The organism is Luteibacter sp. P1_D3 (genome assembly GCF_056406135.1).
In genome coordinates, this window is sequence record NZ_JBFUAT010000013.1 from 77,290 (window position 1) to 95,931 (window position 18,642).

General features: G+C 64.6%; 20 protein-coding genes. 8 read left to right on the top strand and 12 right to left on the bottom strand.

Going from position 1 to position 18,642, the window contains the following annotated elements; translation table 11 throughout:
• Positions 1-8 precede the first annotated feature (8 nt).
• On the bottom strand, positions 9-233 hold the full coding sequence (locus tag AC1DYM_RS10745) for a TIGR02449 family protein (protein WP_046967973.1): 225 nt from the start codon (positions 231-233) through the stop codon (positions 9-11).
• Between the two features lie 114 nt (positions 234-347).
• Here AC1DYM_RS10745 and AC1DYM_RS10750 point away from each other — a divergent pair, with 114 nt between their 5' ends.
• Both AC1DYM_RS10750 and AC1DYM_RS10755 read left to right on the top strand, forming a co-directional pair.
• Entirely contained in the window at positions 348-914 is a 567-nt protein-coding gene (locus tag AC1DYM_RS10750) for a UPF0149 family protein (protein WP_477338114.1), read from the top strand.
• Positions 911-2,203 carry an aminopeptidase P N-terminal domain-containing protein gene (locus tag AC1DYM_RS10755; RefSeq protein WP_477338116.1) on the top strand — a complete coding sequence of 431 codons (1,293 nt, stop codon included), beginning with the start codon at positions 911-913 and terminating at the stop codon, positions 2,201-2,203. The genes AC1DYM_RS10750 and AC1DYM_RS10755 overlap by 4 nt, the downstream gene beginning before the upstream one ends.
• A gap of 106 nt (positions 2,204-2,309) precedes the next feature.
• Here the strand turns inward: AC1DYM_RS10755 and AC1DYM_RS10760 are convergent, their stop codons facing one another.
• A complete protein-coding gene (locus AC1DYM_RS10760) occupies positions 2,310-3,383 on the bottom strand; it encodes an acyltransferase family protein (protein ID WP_477338118.1) in 1,074 nt (357 codons plus the stop codon).
• Between the two features lie 139 nt (positions 3,384-3,522).
• Between AC1DYM_RS10760 and cydP the strand changes: the two genes are divergently transcribed.
• Genes cydP through cydX form a run of 4 tightly spaced genes read left to right on the top strand, consistent with a single transcriptional unit; the run spans position 3,523 to position 6,603 of the window.
• Positions 3,523-3,744, top strand: a complete 222-nt coding sequence (gene cydP, locus AC1DYM_RS10765; RefSeq protein WP_046967977.1) for a cytochrome oxidase putative small subunit CydP — start codon at positions 3,523-3,525, stop codon at positions 3,742-3,744.
• Entirely contained in the window at positions 3,744-5,312 is a 1,569-nt protein-coding gene (locus AC1DYM_RS10770; protein ID WP_477338171.1) for a cytochrome ubiquinol oxidase subunit I, read from the top strand. Before cydP ends, AC1DYM_RS10770 begins: the two co-directional genes overlap by 1 nt.
• Positions 5,313-5,322: 10 nt before the next feature.
• Positions 5,323-6,453 (top strand): cytochrome d ubiquinol oxidase subunit II, encoded by a 1,131-nt coding sequence (cydB, locus tag AC1DYM_RS10775; RefSeq protein WP_477338121.1) that lies wholly within the window; start codon positions 5,323-5,325, stop codon positions 6,451-6,453.
• Between the two features lie 12 nt (positions 6,454-6,465).
• Positions 6,466-6,603 carry a cytochrome bd-I oxidase subunit CydX gene (gene cydX, locus AC1DYM_RS10780; protein ID WP_052767214.1) on the top strand — a complete coding sequence of 46 codons (138 nt, stop codon included), beginning with the start codon at positions 6,466-6,468 and terminating at the stop codon, positions 6,601-6,603.
• Between the two features lie 69 nt (positions 6,604-6,672).
• On the opposite strand, the gene AC1DYM_RS10785 is transcribed toward cydX, so the two are convergent.
• From AC1DYM_RS10785 to rph, 10 genes are all read right to left on the bottom strand, one after another.
• Entirely contained in the window at positions 6,673-7,398 is a 726-nt protein-coding gene (locus tag AC1DYM_RS10785) for an N-acetylmuramoyl-L-alanine amidase (RefSeq protein WP_477338123.1), read from the bottom strand.
• Between the two features lie 36 nt (positions 7,399-7,434).
• A complete protein-coding gene (locus tag AC1DYM_RS10790) occupies positions 7,435-8,211 on the bottom strand; it encodes a hypothetical protein (protein WP_477338125.1) in 777 nt (258 codons plus the stop codon).
• A 210-nt stretch (positions 8,212-8,421) separates the two neighbouring features.
• Positions 8,422-9,744, bottom strand: a complete 1,323-nt coding sequence (gene pepQ / locus AC1DYM_RS10795) for a Xaa-Pro dipeptidase (RefSeq protein WP_477338127.1) — start codon at positions 9,742-9,744, stop codon at positions 8,422-8,424.
• An 80-nt stretch (positions 9,745-9,824) separates the two neighbouring features.
• Positions 9,825-10,439 (bottom strand): hypothetical protein, encoded by a 615-nt coding sequence (locus AC1DYM_RS10800; RefSeq protein WP_477338129.1) that lies wholly within the window; start codon positions 10,437-10,439, stop codon positions 9,825-9,827.
• A 58-nt stretch (positions 10,440-10,497) separates the two neighbouring features.
• Positions 10,498-10,845: a PilZ domain-containing protein gene (locus AC1DYM_RS10805; RefSeq protein WP_046967982.1), complete on the bottom strand. Its 348-nt coding sequence runs from the start codon at positions 10,843-10,845 to the stop codon at positions 10,498-10,500.
• The gene (locus AC1DYM_RS10810; protein WP_477338131.1) at positions 10,842-13,109 is read right to left on the bottom strand and encodes a DUF1631 family protein; all 2,268 of its coding nucleotides are present in this window, start codon (positions 13,107-13,109) and stop codon (positions 10,842-10,844) included. Before AC1DYM_RS10810 ends, AC1DYM_RS10805 begins: the two co-directional genes overlap by 4 nt.
• A gap of 131 nt (positions 13,110-13,240) precedes the next feature.
• Positions 13,241-14,398, bottom strand: a complete 1,158-nt coding sequence (gene hemW, locus AC1DYM_RS10815) for a radical SAM family heme chaperone HemW (protein ID WP_477338133.1) — start codon at positions 14,396-14,398, stop codon at positions 13,241-13,243.
• Positions 14,395-14,988: an RdgB/HAM1 family non-canonical purine NTP pyrophosphatase gene (rdgB, locus tag AC1DYM_RS10820; protein ID WP_477338135.1), complete on the bottom strand. Its 594-nt coding sequence runs from the start codon at positions 14,986-14,988 to the stop codon at positions 14,395-14,397. Before rdgB ends, hemW begins: the two co-directional genes overlap by 4 nt.
• 4 nt (positions 14,989-14,992) lie before the next feature.
• Positions 14,993-15,505, bottom strand: coding sequence for a GNAT family N-acetyltransferase (locus AC1DYM_RS10825; protein WP_477338137.1), 513 nt, complete (start codon positions 15,503-15,505; stop codon positions 14,993-14,995).
• The gene (gene rph, locus AC1DYM_RS10830) at positions 15,502-16,233 is read right to left on the bottom strand and encodes a ribonuclease PH (protein WP_477338139.1); all 732 of its coding nucleotides are present in this window, start codon (positions 16,231-16,233) and stop codon (positions 15,502-15,504) included. Before rph ends, AC1DYM_RS10825 begins: the two co-directional genes overlap by 4 nt.
• Before the next feature lie 75 nt (positions 16,234-16,308).
• On the opposite strand from rph, the gene AC1DYM_RS10835 reads away from it, so the two are divergent.
• Both AC1DYM_RS10835 and AC1DYM_RS10840 read left to right on the top strand, forming a co-directional pair.
• On the top strand, positions 16,309-17,172 hold the full coding sequence (locus tag AC1DYM_RS10835; RefSeq protein WP_477338141.1) for a YicC/YloC family endoribonuclease: 864 nt from the start codon (positions 16,309-16,311) through the stop codon (positions 17,170-17,172).
• 178 nt (positions 17,173-17,350) lie between these two features.
• Positions 17,351-18,619, top strand: a complete 1,269-nt coding sequence (locus AC1DYM_RS10840; protein ID WP_477338143.1) for a tyrosine-type recombinase/integrase — start codon at positions 17,351-17,353, stop codon at positions 18,617-18,619.
• The last annotated feature ends 23 nt before the right edge of the window (positions 18,620-18,642 follow it).

The window sequence follows — 18,642 nt, forward strand, 5'->3', positions numbered from 1 at the left end:
GTGACGGATCAGCCTGTGTTCTCGAGCGCCTTCAGGCGCTGGATCATCGCTTCGACGCGGCCGCGCGCCTGTTCGTTGCGTGCCATGAGGCCCGCACGCTCGTTAGCCAACTGCTCCTGGCTATGCCGCAGGCTGCGGTTTTCCTCGTGGAGACGGCGAACGGTATCGACGAGCCGGTCGAGCGTCGCGCTCAGGGCTTCCACTTCGGTCTTGAAGGCGTCCGGGTTCGTCATGCGCGGACTATAACAGGACGTCCGCGCTTGTCGGCAGGGGGTGACAGGGGCGAGACGAACGGCGTGAAGGCGGCTGCATTAGACTGTGTAGCAAAGTTATCGAGGAGTACCCCCATGTCGGCCAATCAGACCGTCGATCCCGAAGAGATCGCCGAGCTCATCGGGCGTTGCAAGCTGGCCATGTCCGTGAGCGAATTCCATGGCGCCCTGGTGGGTTACATCAGCGCCGGCGGCAGCTTTCCCCATGGTTCGGTGCTGCAGRCACTGGAGCTCGAGCCCGACCAGCCGCCCACGAAGGACGAGCAGGACATGCTCACCCGGTTGCGTCACCAGACCGAAGAATGGCTGGCCGATCCGGAACTGACCTTTTCGCCCTGGCTGCCGGACGACGACGCGCCGATCCACGAGCGTGCCGAGGGCCTGAGCGAGTGGGCCGAGGGCTTCCTTGGTGGATTCGGCCTGGGCGGTTCGCCGGGCGCCAACAAGAACATGAGTGACGAGGCGCGCGAACTGCTTACCGACATGGCCGGCATCGCCACGACCGAGTTCGAGTTCGATAAGGACGACGACGTCAACGACGAAAACCTGACCGAGATCGAGGAGTACGTCCGGACCGGCGCGCTGCTGCTGCACGCCGAATTCAGCCGCATACCACGACCGGCCAGCGACACCCTGCATTGATTTCGGCCGCCGAGTACGCCCGGCGCCGCCGGGAGCTGATGCGCATGGCCGGCGAGGATGCCGTCCTGATCCTCGCCGCGGCCCCCGAGCGCATGCGCAACGCCGACGCCCCGTGGCCGTACCGGCAGGATTCCGACTTTCACTACCTCACCGGATTTGGTGAGCCCGAGGCCGTCCTGGCCTTGTTGCCAGGCCGGGCCCATGGCGAAACCGTCCTGTTTTGCCGGGAACGTGACGCCGAGCGTGAGCGCTGGGATGGCGAGCGCATGGGCACGGATCGTGCCGCGCGCGAGCTTCGCCTCGACGACGCCTTCCCCATCGACGATATCGACGACATCCTGCCCGGCATGATCGAGGGCAGGGCGCGCGTCTATTGTCATTTCGGGCAGGAGCCGGATTTCGACGCACGGCTGCTGAGCTGGATGCGCCGCCTGCGCACGGCGCGCGGTGGCGGCGTCGTGCCGAAGGACCTGGTCGCCCTCAGCCATCTGCTCCACGACCTGCGCCTGTTCAAGTCGCGCGACGAACTCGCCCTGATGCGACGTGCGGGCGAAGTCGCCGGCGCTGCGCATATCGCCGCCATGACGCTGGCGCGTCCCGGCGTGGCGGAATACGAGATCGAAGGCGAGATCCTGCGCAGCATCCGCAGCCAGGGCGCCGTACCGGCCTTTCCGCCGACGGTCGCCGGTGGCGCCAACGCCTGCATCATGCATTACCAGGCCAATCGGGCCACCCTGAAAGACGGCGACCTGCTCCTGATCGACGCCGGTGCCGAAGTCGACTGCTATGCCTCGGACATCACGCGGACGTTTCCGATCGGCGGGCGCTTTACGACGGCCCAGCGTGCGCTTTACGAGATCGTCCACGAGGCCCAGCTCGCCGCCATCGACGCTGTACGGCCTGGCCTGTCGTTCGGTGCGGCGCACGATGCCGCCGTGCGGGTGATCGCCGAGGGCCTCTGTGCCGTCGGCATCCTCAAAGGCGGTGCCGATCGCGCCATCGCCGAAGGCAGTTACAAAACCTACTTCCCCAGCAAGACCGGCCACTGGCTCGGTCTGGATGTGCACGACGTCGGCGACTACCGCATCGACGGCGAGCCGCGCGTACTCGAGGAAGGCATGGTCGTCACCGTCGAGCCCGGCATCTATGTCCCGCCGAACGACAAGACGGTCGACGAGCGCTGGCGCGGCATCGGCATCCGCATCGAGGACGATGTCGCCGTGACCAAGGGCGCGCCGGATGTGCTCACGGCGATGGTGCCCAAATCACCCGAGGCGCTGGAGCGATAACCGCTTTCTCTGTAGGAGCCGATTCATCGGCGATCCCGCGGCAGCGGGCAATGGTCGCGCGAGCACCCATTCGCCGATAAATCGGCTCCTACCCAAAGCCAGTGCCTTATACCTTGAGGTAGATGCCGCGCTTGTCCATCCAGCGGACGACGAGCCACCAGATCGTAACGAAGACGACACCCCAGGCGGCCGATGGTACGTATGGCCCGAACAGTGGTGTCATCCACGAGGCGAAAGCCGCACGGTACAGCGGCGCGGCAATACCGAGGCCGATGAGCAGGTAAACCATCAATCCGGAGCCCGCATAGGCTGCGATGGCATTGACCCCGAAGGCACGCCCGGGCAGTCGCCAGCCGCGTCGATCGATCAGGACGTGGAAGAGCGCCAGCACGGCGAACGACCAGCCGCCGGTCCACAACACGTAACTCGGCGTCCACAGGTTCTTGTTGAACGGCCAGAGTGGCTGCAGCAGCCAGCCGGCCACGGCGCATGCGACGGCCGCGGTAAGCAGGCGGCGCGTATCGCCCGAGCGAAGCCACGTCCCCGCGCGCATGCCGAGCAGGGTTGTGGCCAAGGCGGGGAGCGTGGCCAACAACCCTTCGGGGTCGTGGCCGCGACCGCTGGCAGCGTCGGTCATGTAGACGAAGGGACCGAAGACAACGGTATCCACACGGCTGGCGATATTGATCCAAGGGTCGAGCGAGCCGCCGGCCAGCAGGAGGACGCCATAGCCAACCAGCAACGCGACGCCGACAAGGTCGCGCGTGCGCGGCCGCGTATCCACGGCGAGCAGCGCCGCCGCCGCGAAGCAGAGACCGATTCGCTGCAGCACGCCAGGAAGGCGCAGGTGGGCCTCGGGGAGGGTCAGCCACGCGACGAGATTCAGGAGCAGTCCCAATCCGACGACGCGGGCGGCGCGGCGCAACGCCGCATGCCGAATCGGTGCATGGTCGGCGCCGGCTTCGATACGCGGCACGATGGCCAGCGATACCGACACCCCGACGATGAAGAGAAAGAGGGGAAAAACGAAGTCGGTCGGCGTGCAGCCGTTCCACTCGGCGTGCTCCAGAGGCCACCAGACATGGCCCCAGTCGCCGGGATCGTTGACCAGGAGCATGGCGGCCACCGTCATCCCGCGCAGGATGTCGACTGAGGCATAGCGCACTTTATTCGGAACCATCCCGGGGATACGCTTCAGCCAACGAGGGAAAGCGAAGCATACGCGGTCAGCCGGTTGCGACAATCGGCCATGGATCGCGGCCGGCTCGCCAGGCATACGATGCCCGGCAGATGTTCAGGGAATCGAGGGAGTCGCACCGATGGTTGTCGACGTTCCACCCAGGCGCCGTCGCTGGCGCGACAAGAAGCCCCTGCCGAGGCTGGTCCTCGAGCTGTCGGTGATCGTCGTCGCCAAGCTCGCCCTGCTCATGCTCATCTGGTACGTGGCCATCCGGCCCTTGCCCCGCGCGGACGTCTCGCCCGCCGGTGTCGGACGGATGCTCGCGCCCGCTTCCGCCTCTACCCAGGGATCCAAGCCATGATCGTCGACCCCGATGTCGTCGGCCTGTCGCGCCTGCAATTCGCATTGACGGCGCTGTACCACTTCCTCTTCGTGCCGCTCACGCTCGGCCTTGCGTTCATGCTCGCCATCATGGAGAGCGTCTACGTGATGACGCGGCGCGAGGTGTGGAAACGCATGACCCAGTTCTGGAGCGTGCTGTTCGGCATCAACTTCGCCATGGGCGTGGCCACCGGTGTGACCATGGAGTTCCAGTTCGGTACGAACTGGGCGTATTACTCCCATTACGTCGGTGACATCTTCGGTGCGCCGCTGGCGATCGAAGGGATGATGGCCTTCTTCCTCGAAGGCACGCTGGTCGGTCTGTTCTTCTTTGGCTGGGATCGCATCTCGCCGTTGAAGCACATGCTGGTGACCTGGTTCCTCGCCCTGGCGACCAGCCTGTCGGCGTTGTGGATCCTCATCGCCAATGCATGGATGCAGAATCCGGTCGGTGCGGCATTCAACCCGCAGACCATGCGCATGGAGGTCACCTCGTTCAAGGAGGTCATCTTCAATCCGGTCGCGCAGTCCAAGTTCGTTCACACGGTGAGCGCGGGTTACACGATGGGTGCGATGTTCGTGCTGTCGATCAGCGCGTGGTACCTGCTACGCGGACGCAACGTCGATTTCGCCAAGCGCTCGATGACGGTGGCAGCAAGCTTCGGCCTCGCCGCGTCGTTGTCGGTCGTGGTGCTGGGTGATGAATCCGGCTACACCGTCTCCGAAAACCAGAAGATGAAGATGGCCGCGATCGAGGCCATGTGGGAGACCGAGCCGGCGCCGGCGTCGTTCACGCTGTTCGGCCTGCCCGATGTGAAAGCACGCGAGACGCATGCGGCGATCCGCGTGCCCTGGGTCATGGGACTGATCGGCACACGTTCCATCGACCAGCCGATTCCCGGCATCGCTGCCCTTGTCGACGATGCCAAGATTCGCATTGCCGATGGCATCAAGGCGTACGACGCCATGCTCGTTCTTCGGGAGAACAAGGGCGACGAGCAGGCGAAGGCGATCCTCACCGCGCACGACAAGGACATGGGTTACGCGTTGCTGCTCAAGCGATTCATGGACGATCCGCGCAAGGCCACACCGGCCGACATCCAGAAGGCCGCCGACAGCACGATTCCGAATGTCCCGGTGCTGTTCTGGTCGTTCCGCATCATGGTCGCGTGTGGCATGTACTTCATTTTCCTGTTCGGCTACGCGTTCTGGCGCTCGAGCACGCGGCGTCTCGACGGCCGTAGATTTCTCAAGGTGGCTCTGTGGAGCCTGCCGCTGCCGTGGGTGGCCGCCGAGCTTGGCTGGATCGTCGCCGAGTACGGTCGGCAGCCTTGGGCGATTGAAGGCGTGCTGCCAACCGCGCTGGGAGCGTCTTCGCTCACGGCAGGGCAGGTCTGGATTTCCCTGGGTGGCTTCGTCCTGTTCTACACGGCGCTGGCCTTTGTCGATGGCTACCTGATGCTCAAGTTCGCCCGCAAGGGACCGGACGGCCTCGGCATGTGGCCGAAGCGAGCGGACGCCATTCCCGTCACCGCGCAGACGGTCTGAGGAGAACGACATGTTCGATTACGAAACGCTGCGTGTGATCTGGTGGGCGCTGATCGGCATCCTGCTGATCGGCTTTGCCATCATGGACGGCTTCGACTTCGGCGTGGCCGCGCTGTTGCGCATTCTTGGTCGCGACGAGCACGAGCGCGTGGTCCTGCTCGAAACCATCGAGCCGACGTGGGAAGGTAACCAGGTGTGGTTCATCCTCGGTGGCGGCGCGGTGTTCGCCGCGTGGCCGCTACTCTATGCCGCCTCGTTCTCCGGTCTGTACGTGGCGATGTTCGTCCTGCTTGTCGCCTTCATCATCCGGCCGGTGGGTTTCAACTTTCGCGAGAAGGTGGACGATCCGCGTTGGCGGCTCGTGTGGGATACGTGCTTGATCGCCTCGGGCGTGATCGTGATGCTGGTCTGCGGTGTGGCCTTCGGCAACCTGTTCCTCGGATTGCCGTTCCACTACGACGGCGATTTACGGATGACCTGGGATGGCAGCTTCTTCCAGCTGTTCCGGCCGTTCGCGCTGCTGTCGGGATTGGTGAGTCTGAGCATGCTGCTGGCGCATGGCGCGAGCTGGGCCGCGATGAAGGCCGACCTGCTTATCGCGGAACGCGCGGCGAAGGTCTCACGTATCGCCTCCGCGGTGTACATCGTCTTGTTCGTGCTCGCCGGCATCTGGTTGGCGTACGGCATCCCAGGCTACGCCGTATCGGGACCTGTCGTGACCGATGCGATGTCCAACCCGATGAACAAGCAGGTGGCGGTCGGTGGATCGTGGTTCGCCAGCTATCTCACGCATCCGTACTTCTGGGCCGGCCCGGTCATCGCTTTCGTTGGCGCGCTCGGTCTGCAGCTGTTCGTCGGCCGGCGCGGCTTCCTGGGCTTCTTCTGCAGCTGCCTCGCCGTGGCCGGAACCATCCTCTCCGCGGGCTTCGCGTTGTTCCCGTTCCTCATGCCTTCGGCGGCTGATCCCACATCCAGCCTCACGGTGTGGGACGCATCGTCCAGCCGCGGCACGCTGCTGATCATGCTTGGCGTCACCGTCGTCTTCATCCCGTTGATCCTGCTCTACACCGGATGGGTCTACCGTGTCATGCGCGGCCGGGTCACCCTCGAACACGTGCGCAAGTCGCACAGCCTGTACTGAAGGAGCGACGACATGTGGTATTTCGCCTGGATACTGGGCCTTGGCCTTGCCGCCGCCTTCGGCATCCTCAACGCCATCTGGTACGAGGTGCACTCGGATGACGAGGCAACGTTGAAGCGGGATCCGATGCCGAAGCACGAGGGTCCGTGAGCGGGTAGATCACCTATCGCGGGACGTGCCGACCGGCTTCACGCTGCCGGCCGGCCCGCCACCGAGGGCTTAGCCGCTCACACACTTCAACTGGTAGATCACAGGTTCTGTGCGAAGGCCCTCGAAGTCCTTAGCTTCGACCCGGAACTCGACTGGTGGCTTAGATTCGTCCCCACGCCAGCACAAATGGCCGAAGCGATATGCATCGGCTTCCTTCTTGCTGTAGACCGATCGAACTTTGGGGCTACATTTCTTGCCTTCGGGGCAGCTCAGCTGCGTCGAGATGAGATTGACCGGATAAACGGGGTTCCCGCTGATACTGATCGGCATGTGCGAGTCTCTGCCCACCACGGCCGTCATCGGTTCCGCCGGCTTCACGAGGAAGGGTGCGCAGGACGCCCCTTCGCGAAAAAGGCGCATGCCTTTGGCAAGGCCTCGCATCGAGAGTTTCTGGAAATCTGGATCCTGGAGAAGCTTCGCGTCACCTACGTTTGAATGAAAGCCGACTTCCACGATCATGGAAGGAACCTTTGCGTACGAGTTTTCACCTTTGTCGTGCACGACCGAGGGATCTCGCGGAACGGGAAAGTTGGCGAACCGAGTATCAGAGTGAATCGCTTCCTTCATGCCGCACAGCGCAAGTTGTGCGAGACGAAAGTCGCCCGCGCGACCGGTATGCACGAGAATACGCGTCCCCGTGGCCGCAGGCTTGTCGGCATTTGTGTGGATATGCACTACTGCATCTGCCCCGATCGAGTTCGCATAGTACGGGCGGCTTCTGATGTCTTGGTGCATTTCTCGGCGCGCGTCGGTGCTTTCGGGCTTGCTGTTTCATATCTCTGGACGATCTGGCCGCCAGTTCTTAAGCGTGTATCGGGCGGCCAGGCTGTTCCAGGGCTTGCCGCTTGGCTGATGTATAAGACCGACGTCCGCTCCCCTGATTCTTATCGGATCTGCTCCGTTTCGCTCGGTAAAGAAAGAAAGCTCTTTTGCGAAGACGGTGGTTATCTCATCTTCGAGAACGCCATTCACCCAATCCCTTTGAGTGGTCCACTTCAACTTTTGATGGAAGTATGTGCCGTGCCCCGCCGCGACTACTACCTTGGGGCGGGCAGTCTGTGCGGTAGAAACCTGCTCTGGAGTGTCAGGGCGTATTGACTCCGGGTCTACTTCGTTGAACCAGTAGTCCATATCATGACCACCGATTATCCACTCCGTTGTAGTGAATCCCGAGATGAGTCCCGTCAGATCCTCCATCCCGACTCTGATATGCGACATGAAGTCCTCAAGCTCGAGGCTTCCGACGTCCTTGCTGAAGCTCCTGTCGATTTCCAGGATCAGCACCTTCGATGGCCGATCTAACCTTGTCTTCACGACAATAGGGCGCCGGTCGTCCTCGAAGAATTTCTGGCTGTTCGCGGTCTCGTTTGCGCGATCGTTGATCTGCTTCTCGAGCCGCTGCCATTGAAGGTCCGTCATCTCAGCAGGCGGCGGAGGCGGTTCTTGCGCAACGACGGGAGTGGAGAGGCAAGCTGCTGCGGCGAGTGCCGAGGCGAGTAACCCCTTATGCATCGCGTTCATGCAGGTGCGGCCGTGTAGCTGGTCCATGTCGAGTGTCCTGGCGAGCCGCTTATGCGGCTTGACCATGCTCGTCATGTGGCGCGGGCTTCGATGCCAGTCTCGCTAGCGGGACGTCGTCGTCCTTGGCTTTGTGCGAGTGGGGCGCGCCCGCGAGAACGGGAAAGGGTGTGGCTAGCACCCTTTCGCCGATGAATCGGCTCCTACAAACAGCACGGCACGGGCGCCGTGCCGTACGGATCAGATCAGCGCGAAGGCATCGCGCGTCAGGTTTTCCGGCTCGCCCGTGGTGCAGACCACGTCGTCTTCGATGCGGATGCCGCCGTACTTGCGGAAGGCATCGACCTTGGCCCAGTCGATGTCGCTGGCGAACGGCTTGTTCTTCAGTTCGGCCAGCAGCATGTCGATGAAGTAGATGCCCGGTTCGATGGTGACCACCATGCCGGCTTCGAGGTTGCGCGTCAGGCGCAGGTACGGATGGCCTTCCGGCTTGGCGATGGTGCCACCGGTTTCACCGGCCGCGAAACCGGCGACGTCGTGCACCTGCAGGCCGATACCATGGCCGAGGCCGTGCGGGAAGAACGCCGACGATACGCCGGATTCCACCGCGCTTTCCGCGCTCATGCGAATGAAGCCGTGCTCGCGCAGCACGCCGGCGAGCGCGTGGTGGGCGTGCACGTGCAGTTCGGGATAGCTCTGGCCCGCACGCACCTTTGACACGAACGACTGCTCGGCCGCGTCGACCGAGTCGATCAGTGCCTGGAACTCGCCGAAGTTCTTGCCCGCATACGTGCGCGTGATGTCGCTCGCGTAACCGGAGGCACTCGCGCCGGCATCGATCAGGAAGGAGCGGCTCTCGGCCGGTGCCTTGCGATCGAAGTTGGTGTAATGCAGGACTGCACCGTGCTCGTTGAGACCGACGATGCTGGCGTACGGCAGCTCGGCGTCGATCTGGCCGACGGCCTTGAGGTAGGCGAAGTGGATGCCGAGCTCGCTCTCGCCGTTGCGGAACGCCTGTTCGGCCGCGCGGTGACCGCGCGTACCGTGACGGCTGGCTTCGCGCATCAGCGCGATTTCGTAGGGCGTCTTGAACGCACGGTGGTAATGCAGGTGATCGACCACCGCCGGCGGGTTGTTCGCACAGACCTCGTCGAGCGCGCAGTACTGATCGCCGATGATCGCCGAGCGGGCGAGTGACTGCGGCAGTTCGGCGATCGCATCGGCCGGCTTGCGCACGATGACGATGTCGAACGAATCGACCCAATAGCCCGACGGCGCTTCCGGCACCACGTGCCAGTAATCGCGCGGCTGCAGGAAGACCAGCTTGGGCTTCTCGCCCGGGGTATAGACCAGCCAGCTGCCCGGGGCGTCCACCAGAGGCAGCCAGTGCTTGAAATGCGGATTGGCGATGAAGGGGTAGTCCTGGTCGTCGAGGAACTTGGTGATCGGTCGGCCGGCCGGGACGACGAGGTGGTCGAAACCGCCGCGCGCTAGCGCGGTATCGGTGCGCTCACGCAAGGTGGCGAGGTGCTGCGGGTAGAGCGCGGCCAGCGCGTCGTTCATCGTCGATCTCCGGGGAATAGGGGGCGGGGCAAACGCCAATGGTGCGCCTCGGCGATCCCGTAGCCAAGCCTCTGGATCGTCTAGGCGCGGGCGTAGACCACGGCGAAATCGCCGGCGACGTCGCCGAGGCGGTGGCGGAGCAGGGTCGCGGCGTGGTCGTTCTGGCCGTCGGTCAGGCTGCGCAGGTGCGCGCCGTACAAGGTGATAGCGAAGTGCCCGACGGCGAAATCATGAGCAGGCGAGCGCCAGAGCGTGAGCGGCGTCCACGCTGCGCAGCCCGGACAGGCCACATACGCGGAGTTGGGCGCGTCGCACCAGACCGCCAGGGCTTCTTCCAGCGCTTCGCTGCCTTCATCGCCGGGCGCCAGGGGCTGGCGACATTCCGGACAGCGGATAGTGAAGCTGCCGTCGTAGCGGCAGAAAATGCCGTTTTCCGGGCCGCCCTCGACCAGGTGTGCACCGCCGTGTTCGTCGTCGCGCCAGCGGTGGCTGCTGGCATGCAGGCCGATCGCGTAAACGCCGGTGTCCTGGGTAAGGCGTTCATCGAGCACACGAAAACGCGGTTCGCTTTCGACTTCATAGACAGGCGAGATCGTGCCGTCGCCGGCCAGCCTCAAATAGAGGCCGGTGGCGGCGGCCGCGGCATCGTCGCGTTCGAGGTCGGTATCGACCAGGATGGTGGTGGCATCGCTCATGATGGGCGATGGTGATCCCCTGTGCGGTGCGTCGTAAAGCATGGTCGCGACCTCCCGTTCAGTCCGGCGGCGGACCGATCCACTCGTCGATGGCCCGGACATCGTCCTCGCTGGCGGCCACGATGCGGTAGCCGGCCCAGAATTGTCCGGCCGAGGCAGCAGGTTCGTGCCACTGCTCCTGGATGCCGATCTCGACCCGATGTTCGCGGTGCTGCGCGTCCGGCAGCGTGAAGCTCACCTGGTACACGCCGCTACTGCACGGGGCCTGCGTCGTCAGTGCCATCAGGCCCGTGGCGGAGAGATTGCCGAGCTGACCGATCACCCGCTCGGTCATGCCGTCGACAATCGGCATGGGCGAGGTGACCCGCTTGCGTGGCGCGCGGCGTTGTTCGAATTCCTGACTCATGCGTGGCCTGCCATGCGTGTTTCGTGCATGCCGTCACGGCGCAGGCTGCGCGCCACGGCTTGCCAGGCGCGATCGATGAAGGACATGCGTTGCTCACGCCATTCACGCGCTTCGCCTCGGGCGATGAGCCGGGCCAACCGCGTCAGATCCATGTCTTCGGCACGGCTGCCGCGCTGGTTGACGAACAGGCAGCGTCCCGTTGTTGGTGAGAACCAGGCCAGCTTGCGCCGGCTGAGGTTGCCGTCGTCATGGACGAATTCGAACCAGGTACCGAAGCGCAGGGTGGCAAAGCCGTCGTAGACCGCCCGAGCCGCGGCATCGAGCGGTGTCGGTTCGACGGGCGCGACGGTCTCCCCATGTGCCGTGCCTTCGCCCAGCCTCGGGCGTTGCTTGAGGCGCAGGGCGACGTCAGTCGGCGTGAGTGCCTCGTCGGTCTGCTTTTCCGGTGCTTCGAACAGGCCGGCAGCCACCTGGGCCGCCTCCGACGGATGCATGCCGAGGTGTTCGAGACCGCGCTCGACTTCCACGCGAAGCTTCTGCACGTCGGCGATCGGTCGGCGGCCGAGCAGCTGGTCGGTGACGCCGAGGCAATGAAGGAAGGCCTCGCCCGTTTCGCCGCCACGAAGAATATGCAGGGCGAGGACGTCCGCCCAGGTCCGCTCCAGCAGGATGCGCAGGACGCCGCGCGGCGCGGCACCACTGCCAAGCCGCTCGCTCATGATCTCGGTGGCGCGCTGGCGTGCGCGCTCGAGGCGGTCGCGGCCTTCCATCGCTTCGATCTGCCGACGCTCGGCCACGTGCGCCTTGCGCGACAGCTGGGCGATCTGTTGTTCGATCTCGGAACGCCAAGCGGGATCGATCACCTGGGCGTGGCTGGCCTCGACAACCAGGCGTTCGAGCCGGTCGATCAGTGCGGCGTCCGGCTCGCCCTCGGCGGGATCGAGCCAGTGCTGGGCGGCTTCGCTGACGGTGTCGAGCAGCTGGCGCGCCGGATGCTCGGGGCGATCGAAGAAGCCACGGTCGTTCACGGCTGCACGCAGCATCGGCCACTGCAGGCCACCCAGGACAGCACGGCCTGGGCTGGTGGCGCCAAGCTGCTGGCCGAGGTTCTGGAACAGCATGGCCGTGAGCTCGACCGTATCGCCCTGCTCGAGGGTGAGTTCGGCGGGCGGCGAACCAGCCGGCCGGCCGCGGTTGAGCTGGTTGAGCAATTCGTCGCGCAGGGCCTGGGCGCTGCGGATCTCCCGCTGCGCGGCGTCGGCGACCTCGGAGACGTGGCCTTGTAGGGCGGACAGGGCGGTCTGGAGTTCGTCCTGGGAAACCAGGCGGTCGGGCGCGAAGCCGGCGCCGCGACCCTGGGCGGCCACACGGTTGGCCAGCAGGTCACGCAGGCTTTCGAGAACGCCGATATGGCCTTCGCTGGTCGCACTGACTGCCGCGGCCTCGTGGCTGCTGCCGGGGGCATTCGTGCCGCCGGACGCAGCTGCGCCGCCGCCAGCGCCTGACGGGACACCCGGGGCCRCGCCCTCGCCGGGCCGACCGCGACGTTCCGCGACAGGCGGCGTGGAAACGCGGACGTTCGGATAGACACGGAAGCCGGGAAGGATGCCGCGTGTCCGGTAATGTTCGTTGAGTGCGCCGTAGAACGCTTCGCTATGCCCGAGCACGTGGGTATCGACGGCGTGGAACAGCAGCAGTCGATGCGCGCTGGTCAGCGGCAACGGCGCGACCGCCGCTTCGAGGGCGCCCGTGAGTACACGCGGGCCAGCAGGCAGGGCCTCACCTTCGAGGGGCGGCGTGCCGGCGAGCACCGCCATTCGGTAACCCAGTTCGAACAGGCTGCTGGCGCTGCGTGCTTCGCCGCGTGCCGCCATGCTGCTCAGTGCGTCCGCCTGCTCCTGCTCCTCGGGATCGACCAGGCTCAGGTTCATGCCCAGCGAGAGGTGCTCGCCCGTGACAGATTTGTTTTCGGGGTTTTCGCCCAGGCGACGGAATCGCTCGGACAGATGCGCGGCGAAGCGGTTACGGAAGGCTGGCCCCTCGCGCTCGATGATGTTCCGGCTTTCGAAACACTCTTGCTGCTCGAGGTGGTTACGGGTGCTTTCGGCCGTCGCGAACAGGCGCTGGCTGAAGTCGCGCAGGGATTCGCGCAGCGGCATGTCCAGCCACGTCAGGCACAGCGACAGGCCTTGCTGTGCCTCGCGCTCCGCACGCGGCGACAAAGCAATGGCGACCTGACCCATTCTGCCGTGTGGGGGCTGCATTCCTGTGCTCATCGAGTTGGTTTCTCCCCTGCCTGATGTCGAGTTTAGGCGTCCGAAGCCCTTGGGCGCCAGCGGGGAGCTGGTCGGCTTACGGCTTAGAGCGGATGGACTAGGGGCGGAAACGGCAGCGATCAGGCCATGAAGGCTTCGATCACGTCGTTGAGGAAGCGTTGGCCCAGTGGCGTGGTTCGAAGCACGACAGGATCGTCCACAAGCCAGCCGCGTGCGATACAGGCGGCGCGGGCCGGAGCGATGGTGTCGGCAGGAAGGCCGGTCCGCTCGGCGAAGTCCGCTGCGGGAACGCCGTCGATCAGGCGCAAGGCATTGAGCATGTACTCGAAGGGCAGGTCGTCCGCACCCACGAGGTTGTCCCCGCCGATGCGGCCCGGCTGGCCGGAAGAAGCAAGGTAGGCGGCGGGAAGGCGAGTCTTCCAGCGGCGGCGCACGCCGGTGGCATCGGTGATCTTGCCGTGGGCGCCGGCACCGATGCCCAGGTAGTCGCCGAAGCGCCAGTAATTCAGGTTGTGCGCGCAGCGGCGACCGGTCGCGGCATACGCCGAGACTTCGTACTGGCCGTAACCGCCGGCGGCCAGGCTCGCCTCGCAGGCTTCCTGGATCGCCCAGGCGGCATCGTCGTCGGGCAGCGGCGGTGGGTTCGCGGCAAAGGCCGTGTTCGGTTCGAGCGTGAGCTGGTAGTGCGAGATATGCGTGGGCGCCAGCGCCATGGCTCGCTGCACGTCGTCCAGCGCGCCTTCGAGTGTCTGCTCCGGCAGGGCATACATCAGGTCGATATTGATGTTGTCGATGCCGGCGTCCTGCGCTTGGCGCACCGCGTCCTCAGCCTCGTGGGCGGAGTGGATGCGGCCGAGGCGATGCAGTTTTTCGTTATCGAAACTCTGCACGCCGAACGAAATACGGTTCACGCCCGCGGCGAGATAGCCATCGAAGCGACCGTGCTCGACCGTGCCCGGATTGGTTTCCAGGGTTATTTCCGCGTGGGTCGCGAAGGCCAGCCGTTGCCGCGCGCCATCGAGAAAACGACCGACCAGCTCCGGGGCGAACAGGCTCGGCGTGCCGCCGCCGAAGAACACGGTTTCGACCGGGCGGCCGCCGATCGCTTCGCCGAAGTCGCGAAGGTCCGCGTCCAGATCGGCCAGCAGCACGTCCACGTACTCGGCGTAAGCAGGCGTGCCACGGACACCGTGCGAGTTGAAGTCGCAGTACGGGCATTTGCGCACGCACCACGGCATGTGGACGTACAGCGATAACGGCGGCGGGACGAGGATCATGACAGCTCGGCGAAGCGCGCCTTGAGCACCTCGAGCGCCTGGCCGCGATGGCTCAGGCGGTTTTTCAAGGCGGGATCCAGTTCGGCGGCGCCGAGTTCGTGGCCGGCAGGAAGGAAGAGCGGGTCGTAACCGAAGCCGCCTTCGCCGCGCGGTGCCTCGAGGATGCGGCCGTGCCAGCGGCCTTCCGCGATCAGCGGCGCCGGATCGTCGGCGTGGCGAAGCACCACCAGTACCGCGATGAAGTACGCGCTGCGCTTGTCGGTCGGCACGCCGGCCAGTTCGTGCAACAGCTTGGCGTTGTTCGCCGCGCTATCGCCATGTTTGCCGGCATAACGCGCGGCATACAGGCCGGGCGCGCCACCGAGGGCGTCCACGCAGATGCCCGAATCGTCGGCAAGCGCAGGCATGCCCGTGGCCCGTGCCGCGTGGCGCGCTTTGATCAGTGCATTTTCGACGAAGGTCAGGCCGGTCTCCTCGGCGTCGCTCACGCCGAGCGCCGTCTGAGGCACCAACTGCACGCCGCTGCCGGCGAGCAATTGCTCCAGCTCGATCACCTTGCCCGCATTACCCGAAGCCAGGACCAGACGCATCGGTTCAGAGCCCCTGCTCAGCGAATTCAGGCGCGTAGTTCACGCGGCCGCGATAGCCGGCGAGGCCGTCGATGGTGAGTGGCAGCACCTGAAAGGCATTGCCGCCTTCGTAAGCATCGTGCAGGTCGTGCACGGAGGCCTTGGTGAACCCGAACTGGGTGTAATAAGCCGGCGAGCCCAGAACGAAGACCGCGCGGGCGTCCTGCACGAAGCAGGCACCGATGCCTTCCTCGATCAGGTCGTGGCCGAGGCCCTGGCGCTGGTGATCGGGATGGACGGCGACCGGGGCCAGGCCGAGCGACTTGCCGTCGTCGCCTTCTTCGATGGTCACCGGCGAGAACAACACATGGCCGAGCACCGTGTCCTCATCGTCGACGGCAACCAGCGAGATCGCGGCCCGTCCGGCGGCGACCAGGCGGCGGACCAGATCGGCCTCGGCATCGCGACCGAAGGCGGCACGATGGATCGCGACGATGGCGTCGAGATCCCCCGCGGTGGCGCCCCGTACCTCGGTCACGGGGCGCTCTCGAGCGCGGCGCGCTGGGCGGCCACGAGATCGTTGATGCCCTTCGCGGCGAGGTCCATCAGGGCGTCCATCTCCTCGCGGCGGAAGGCGTGGCCTTCGGCCGTGCCCTGCACCTCGATGAAACCGCCACCGTCGTTCATCACCACATTCATATCGGTGTCGCAGTTCGAGTCCTCGGCGTAGTCGAGGTCGAGCACGGGCACCCCGTTATAGATGCCGACCGACACGGCCGCGATCGCACCGAGAATAGGATTGCGCTTGATGGCGTTGCGCTTGGTCAGCGTCGCCACGGCATCCACCAGGGCGACATAGGCGCCGGTGATCGCCGCCGTGCGGGTGCCACCGTCGGCCTGGATGACGTCGCAGTCGAGCGTGATGACCCGCTCGCCGAGGGCGGCGCGGTCCACGCAGGCACGCAGGGAGCGGCCGATCAGGCGCTGGATTTCCATCGTGCGGCCGCCCTGGCCGCCGCGCGCGGCTTCGCGCTGGGTGCGGTCGGTCGTGGCGCGGGGCAGCATGCCGTACTCGGCCGTGACCCAGCCCTCACCCTTGCCGCGGAGCCACGGTGGCACGCGCTCTTCGACCGAGGCCGTGCACAGCACCTTGGTGTCCCCGAAGGACACGAGAACGGACCCTTCCGCGTGACGGGTGTAATGGCGTTCGATGCTGACGGCGCGCAGCTGGTCGGCGGCGCGGCCGCTCGGACGGGAAAAAGTCATGGATAACCTGATTTGGGCGCGGACGGTGGGTCAGTTTACCATTGCGGTCTTCCCCGCCGCGTACGCGAGCCATCCATGATCCGCAGCATGACCGCTTATGCCTCCGCCGAGAGCGCCGGCCCCACCGGCACCCTCACCTGCGAACTGCGCACCGTGAACCACCGCTACCTCGAGATCAGCCCCCGGCTGCCCGAGGAGCTGCGCAGCTTCGAGAGCGCCCTGCGCGAGCGGATCGGTGCCCACCTGTCGCGCGGCAAAGTCGATCTCACGGTGCGCCTGCGCAGCGAAGCCGGCTCCAGCGAAGGCCTGCAGGTCAACGGCCAGATGCTGGCGCGCCTGTCCGAACTGGCGCTGGACCTCGAACAGCGCTTCCCGCGCATGTCGATCGAGTTCACCGAGCTGCTGCGCTTCCCGGGCGTGCTGCGCCAGGCGGAGACCGACGCCGACGCCCTCCAGGTTGCCCTGATCGAGGTACTCGACCGGGCCCTGGTCGCCCTCAACGACACCCGCGGCCGCGAGGGCGCCAAGTTGGGCGAGTTGCTGATCGAACGCTTGAACGGGATCGAGAAGATCGTTGGCGACGTCCGCGGCTGGCTGCCGGAGATCCAGGCCGCACTGCGGCTGCGCCTCGAAACCCGCCTCGCCGATATGCGCCAGCCGGTGGAACCGGGTCGCCTGGAGCAGGAACTGGTCCTGCAGATCACCCGCATCGACGTGGACGAGGAACTCGATCGCCTCGCCACCCACATCTCCGAAGCTCGTCRTGTGCTCGCGCTGAAAGAGCCGGTGGGTCGTCGCCTCGACTTCCTCATGCAGGAGTTCAATCGCGAGGCGAATACGCTGGGCTCGAAGTCTGTCGACTCGCGTACGACCAATGCGGCCGTTGAGCTGAAGGTGCTGATCGAGCAGATGCGTGAGCAGGTTCAGAACATCGAGTGATGTCTCGGGCGATCTACGTAGATCTATTTGAGGAAGAAACTTAGCTGTGAGGCCGTCATTGCGCCGACCTGCCGTCCACTGATGTCTATGGATGTCTCCCGGAAAGTCATAGTCCTCGTGTACCCTAGCGCGTACCCAAGGACTGGTTCCTTGATTGGGTACACGCCGAGGAATGCTCGTGGGGAAGCTTTCAAAAACAGTCATCAACGACTGGATCAAGAACGCCGAGCGATTCGAAGCCCGGGGGGATGGCGACAATCTCTGGCTTCGCTATCGGAGCCGCGATCTCTATCCACGGTGGTTTCTGCGATACAGCATCGGCGGACAGCCCAGAACTCTTCACTTGGGCAGCTATCGTGATATATCACTCGCGGACGCGAGAGCGCAGGCGAAAAAGCTCAGGGCTGAGATCGCGCTTGGCCACGATGTCGGGCATCTAAAAAAGGATCGGGTCAGAGCTGCGAGTGAGAGAGTCCTCGCGGAGCGTGACGGCCTCACTGTGGGGGCGCTAGCCGACAACTTCTACGAGCGATATATAGAGGGCCGGCTGAAACATCCTGAGGTTGTTAGATCATGGATCAACAACAGGATTAAACCGGCGATTGGATCTCTTGCGCTTGCCGATGTTAGGCCTTCTCACGTCGATCGTTTTATTAGCGCGATCGCGAAGGATGCCCCCTCCACATCGACGAAAATTCTCGGGTGTCTTACGCAGATTTTTAACTTCGGCATGAAGCTTGGGCGGATACAAAGCAACCCGGCATCAATGTTCGATGCTTCGGATGCCGGAGGCAAGGCGCGATCGAGGACTCGATGGTTATCTGTCACCGAGCTCCGGTCGTTGCTGGCTGCGATGGAGAAAGCAAATGGTTGGACCGTTCAGAATGGACTCTGTGTCCGTTTGCTTCTGATGCTCGCAGTGCGCAAATCCGAGCTCATTCAAGCACGGGTAGAGGAATTCGACCTTGTTGACTCTATCTGGCGAATTCCGGCAGTTCGCACGAAGTCGGACAGAGAGATCAGCATTCCGCTGCCGACTCAGGCGGTGTCAGCGGTGGCGGCGCTAATTGCACTAGGTGGGGGGAGTGAGTGGATCTTGCCGGCAAGGAAGATGCAAAGCCGAATGGTTCCGTACATCAGTGCGGACACGATCAATGCGGCGCTCGCCAAGTGCGTTAGGCCATTGATGGCGTCGGTGGATCATTTCACCTTGCACGATCTGAGGCGAACAGCCCGGACGCACTTAGAAGCTCTGGGTACAGCCCCGCATGTGGCGGAGCGCTGTTTAAATCACTCGATCAAAGGACTTGTTGGTGTATACAACCGTTACGACTACATTGACGAGCGGCGAGAGGCCTTACAGCGCTGGGCCGACTTTCTTGGCGAGGTAGAAGCGGAAGCGATTGGTAGGGACACCAACGACCTGATGAGTAGTCGTCTCGGATAACTTCTAGATTAACGTTCCACGGA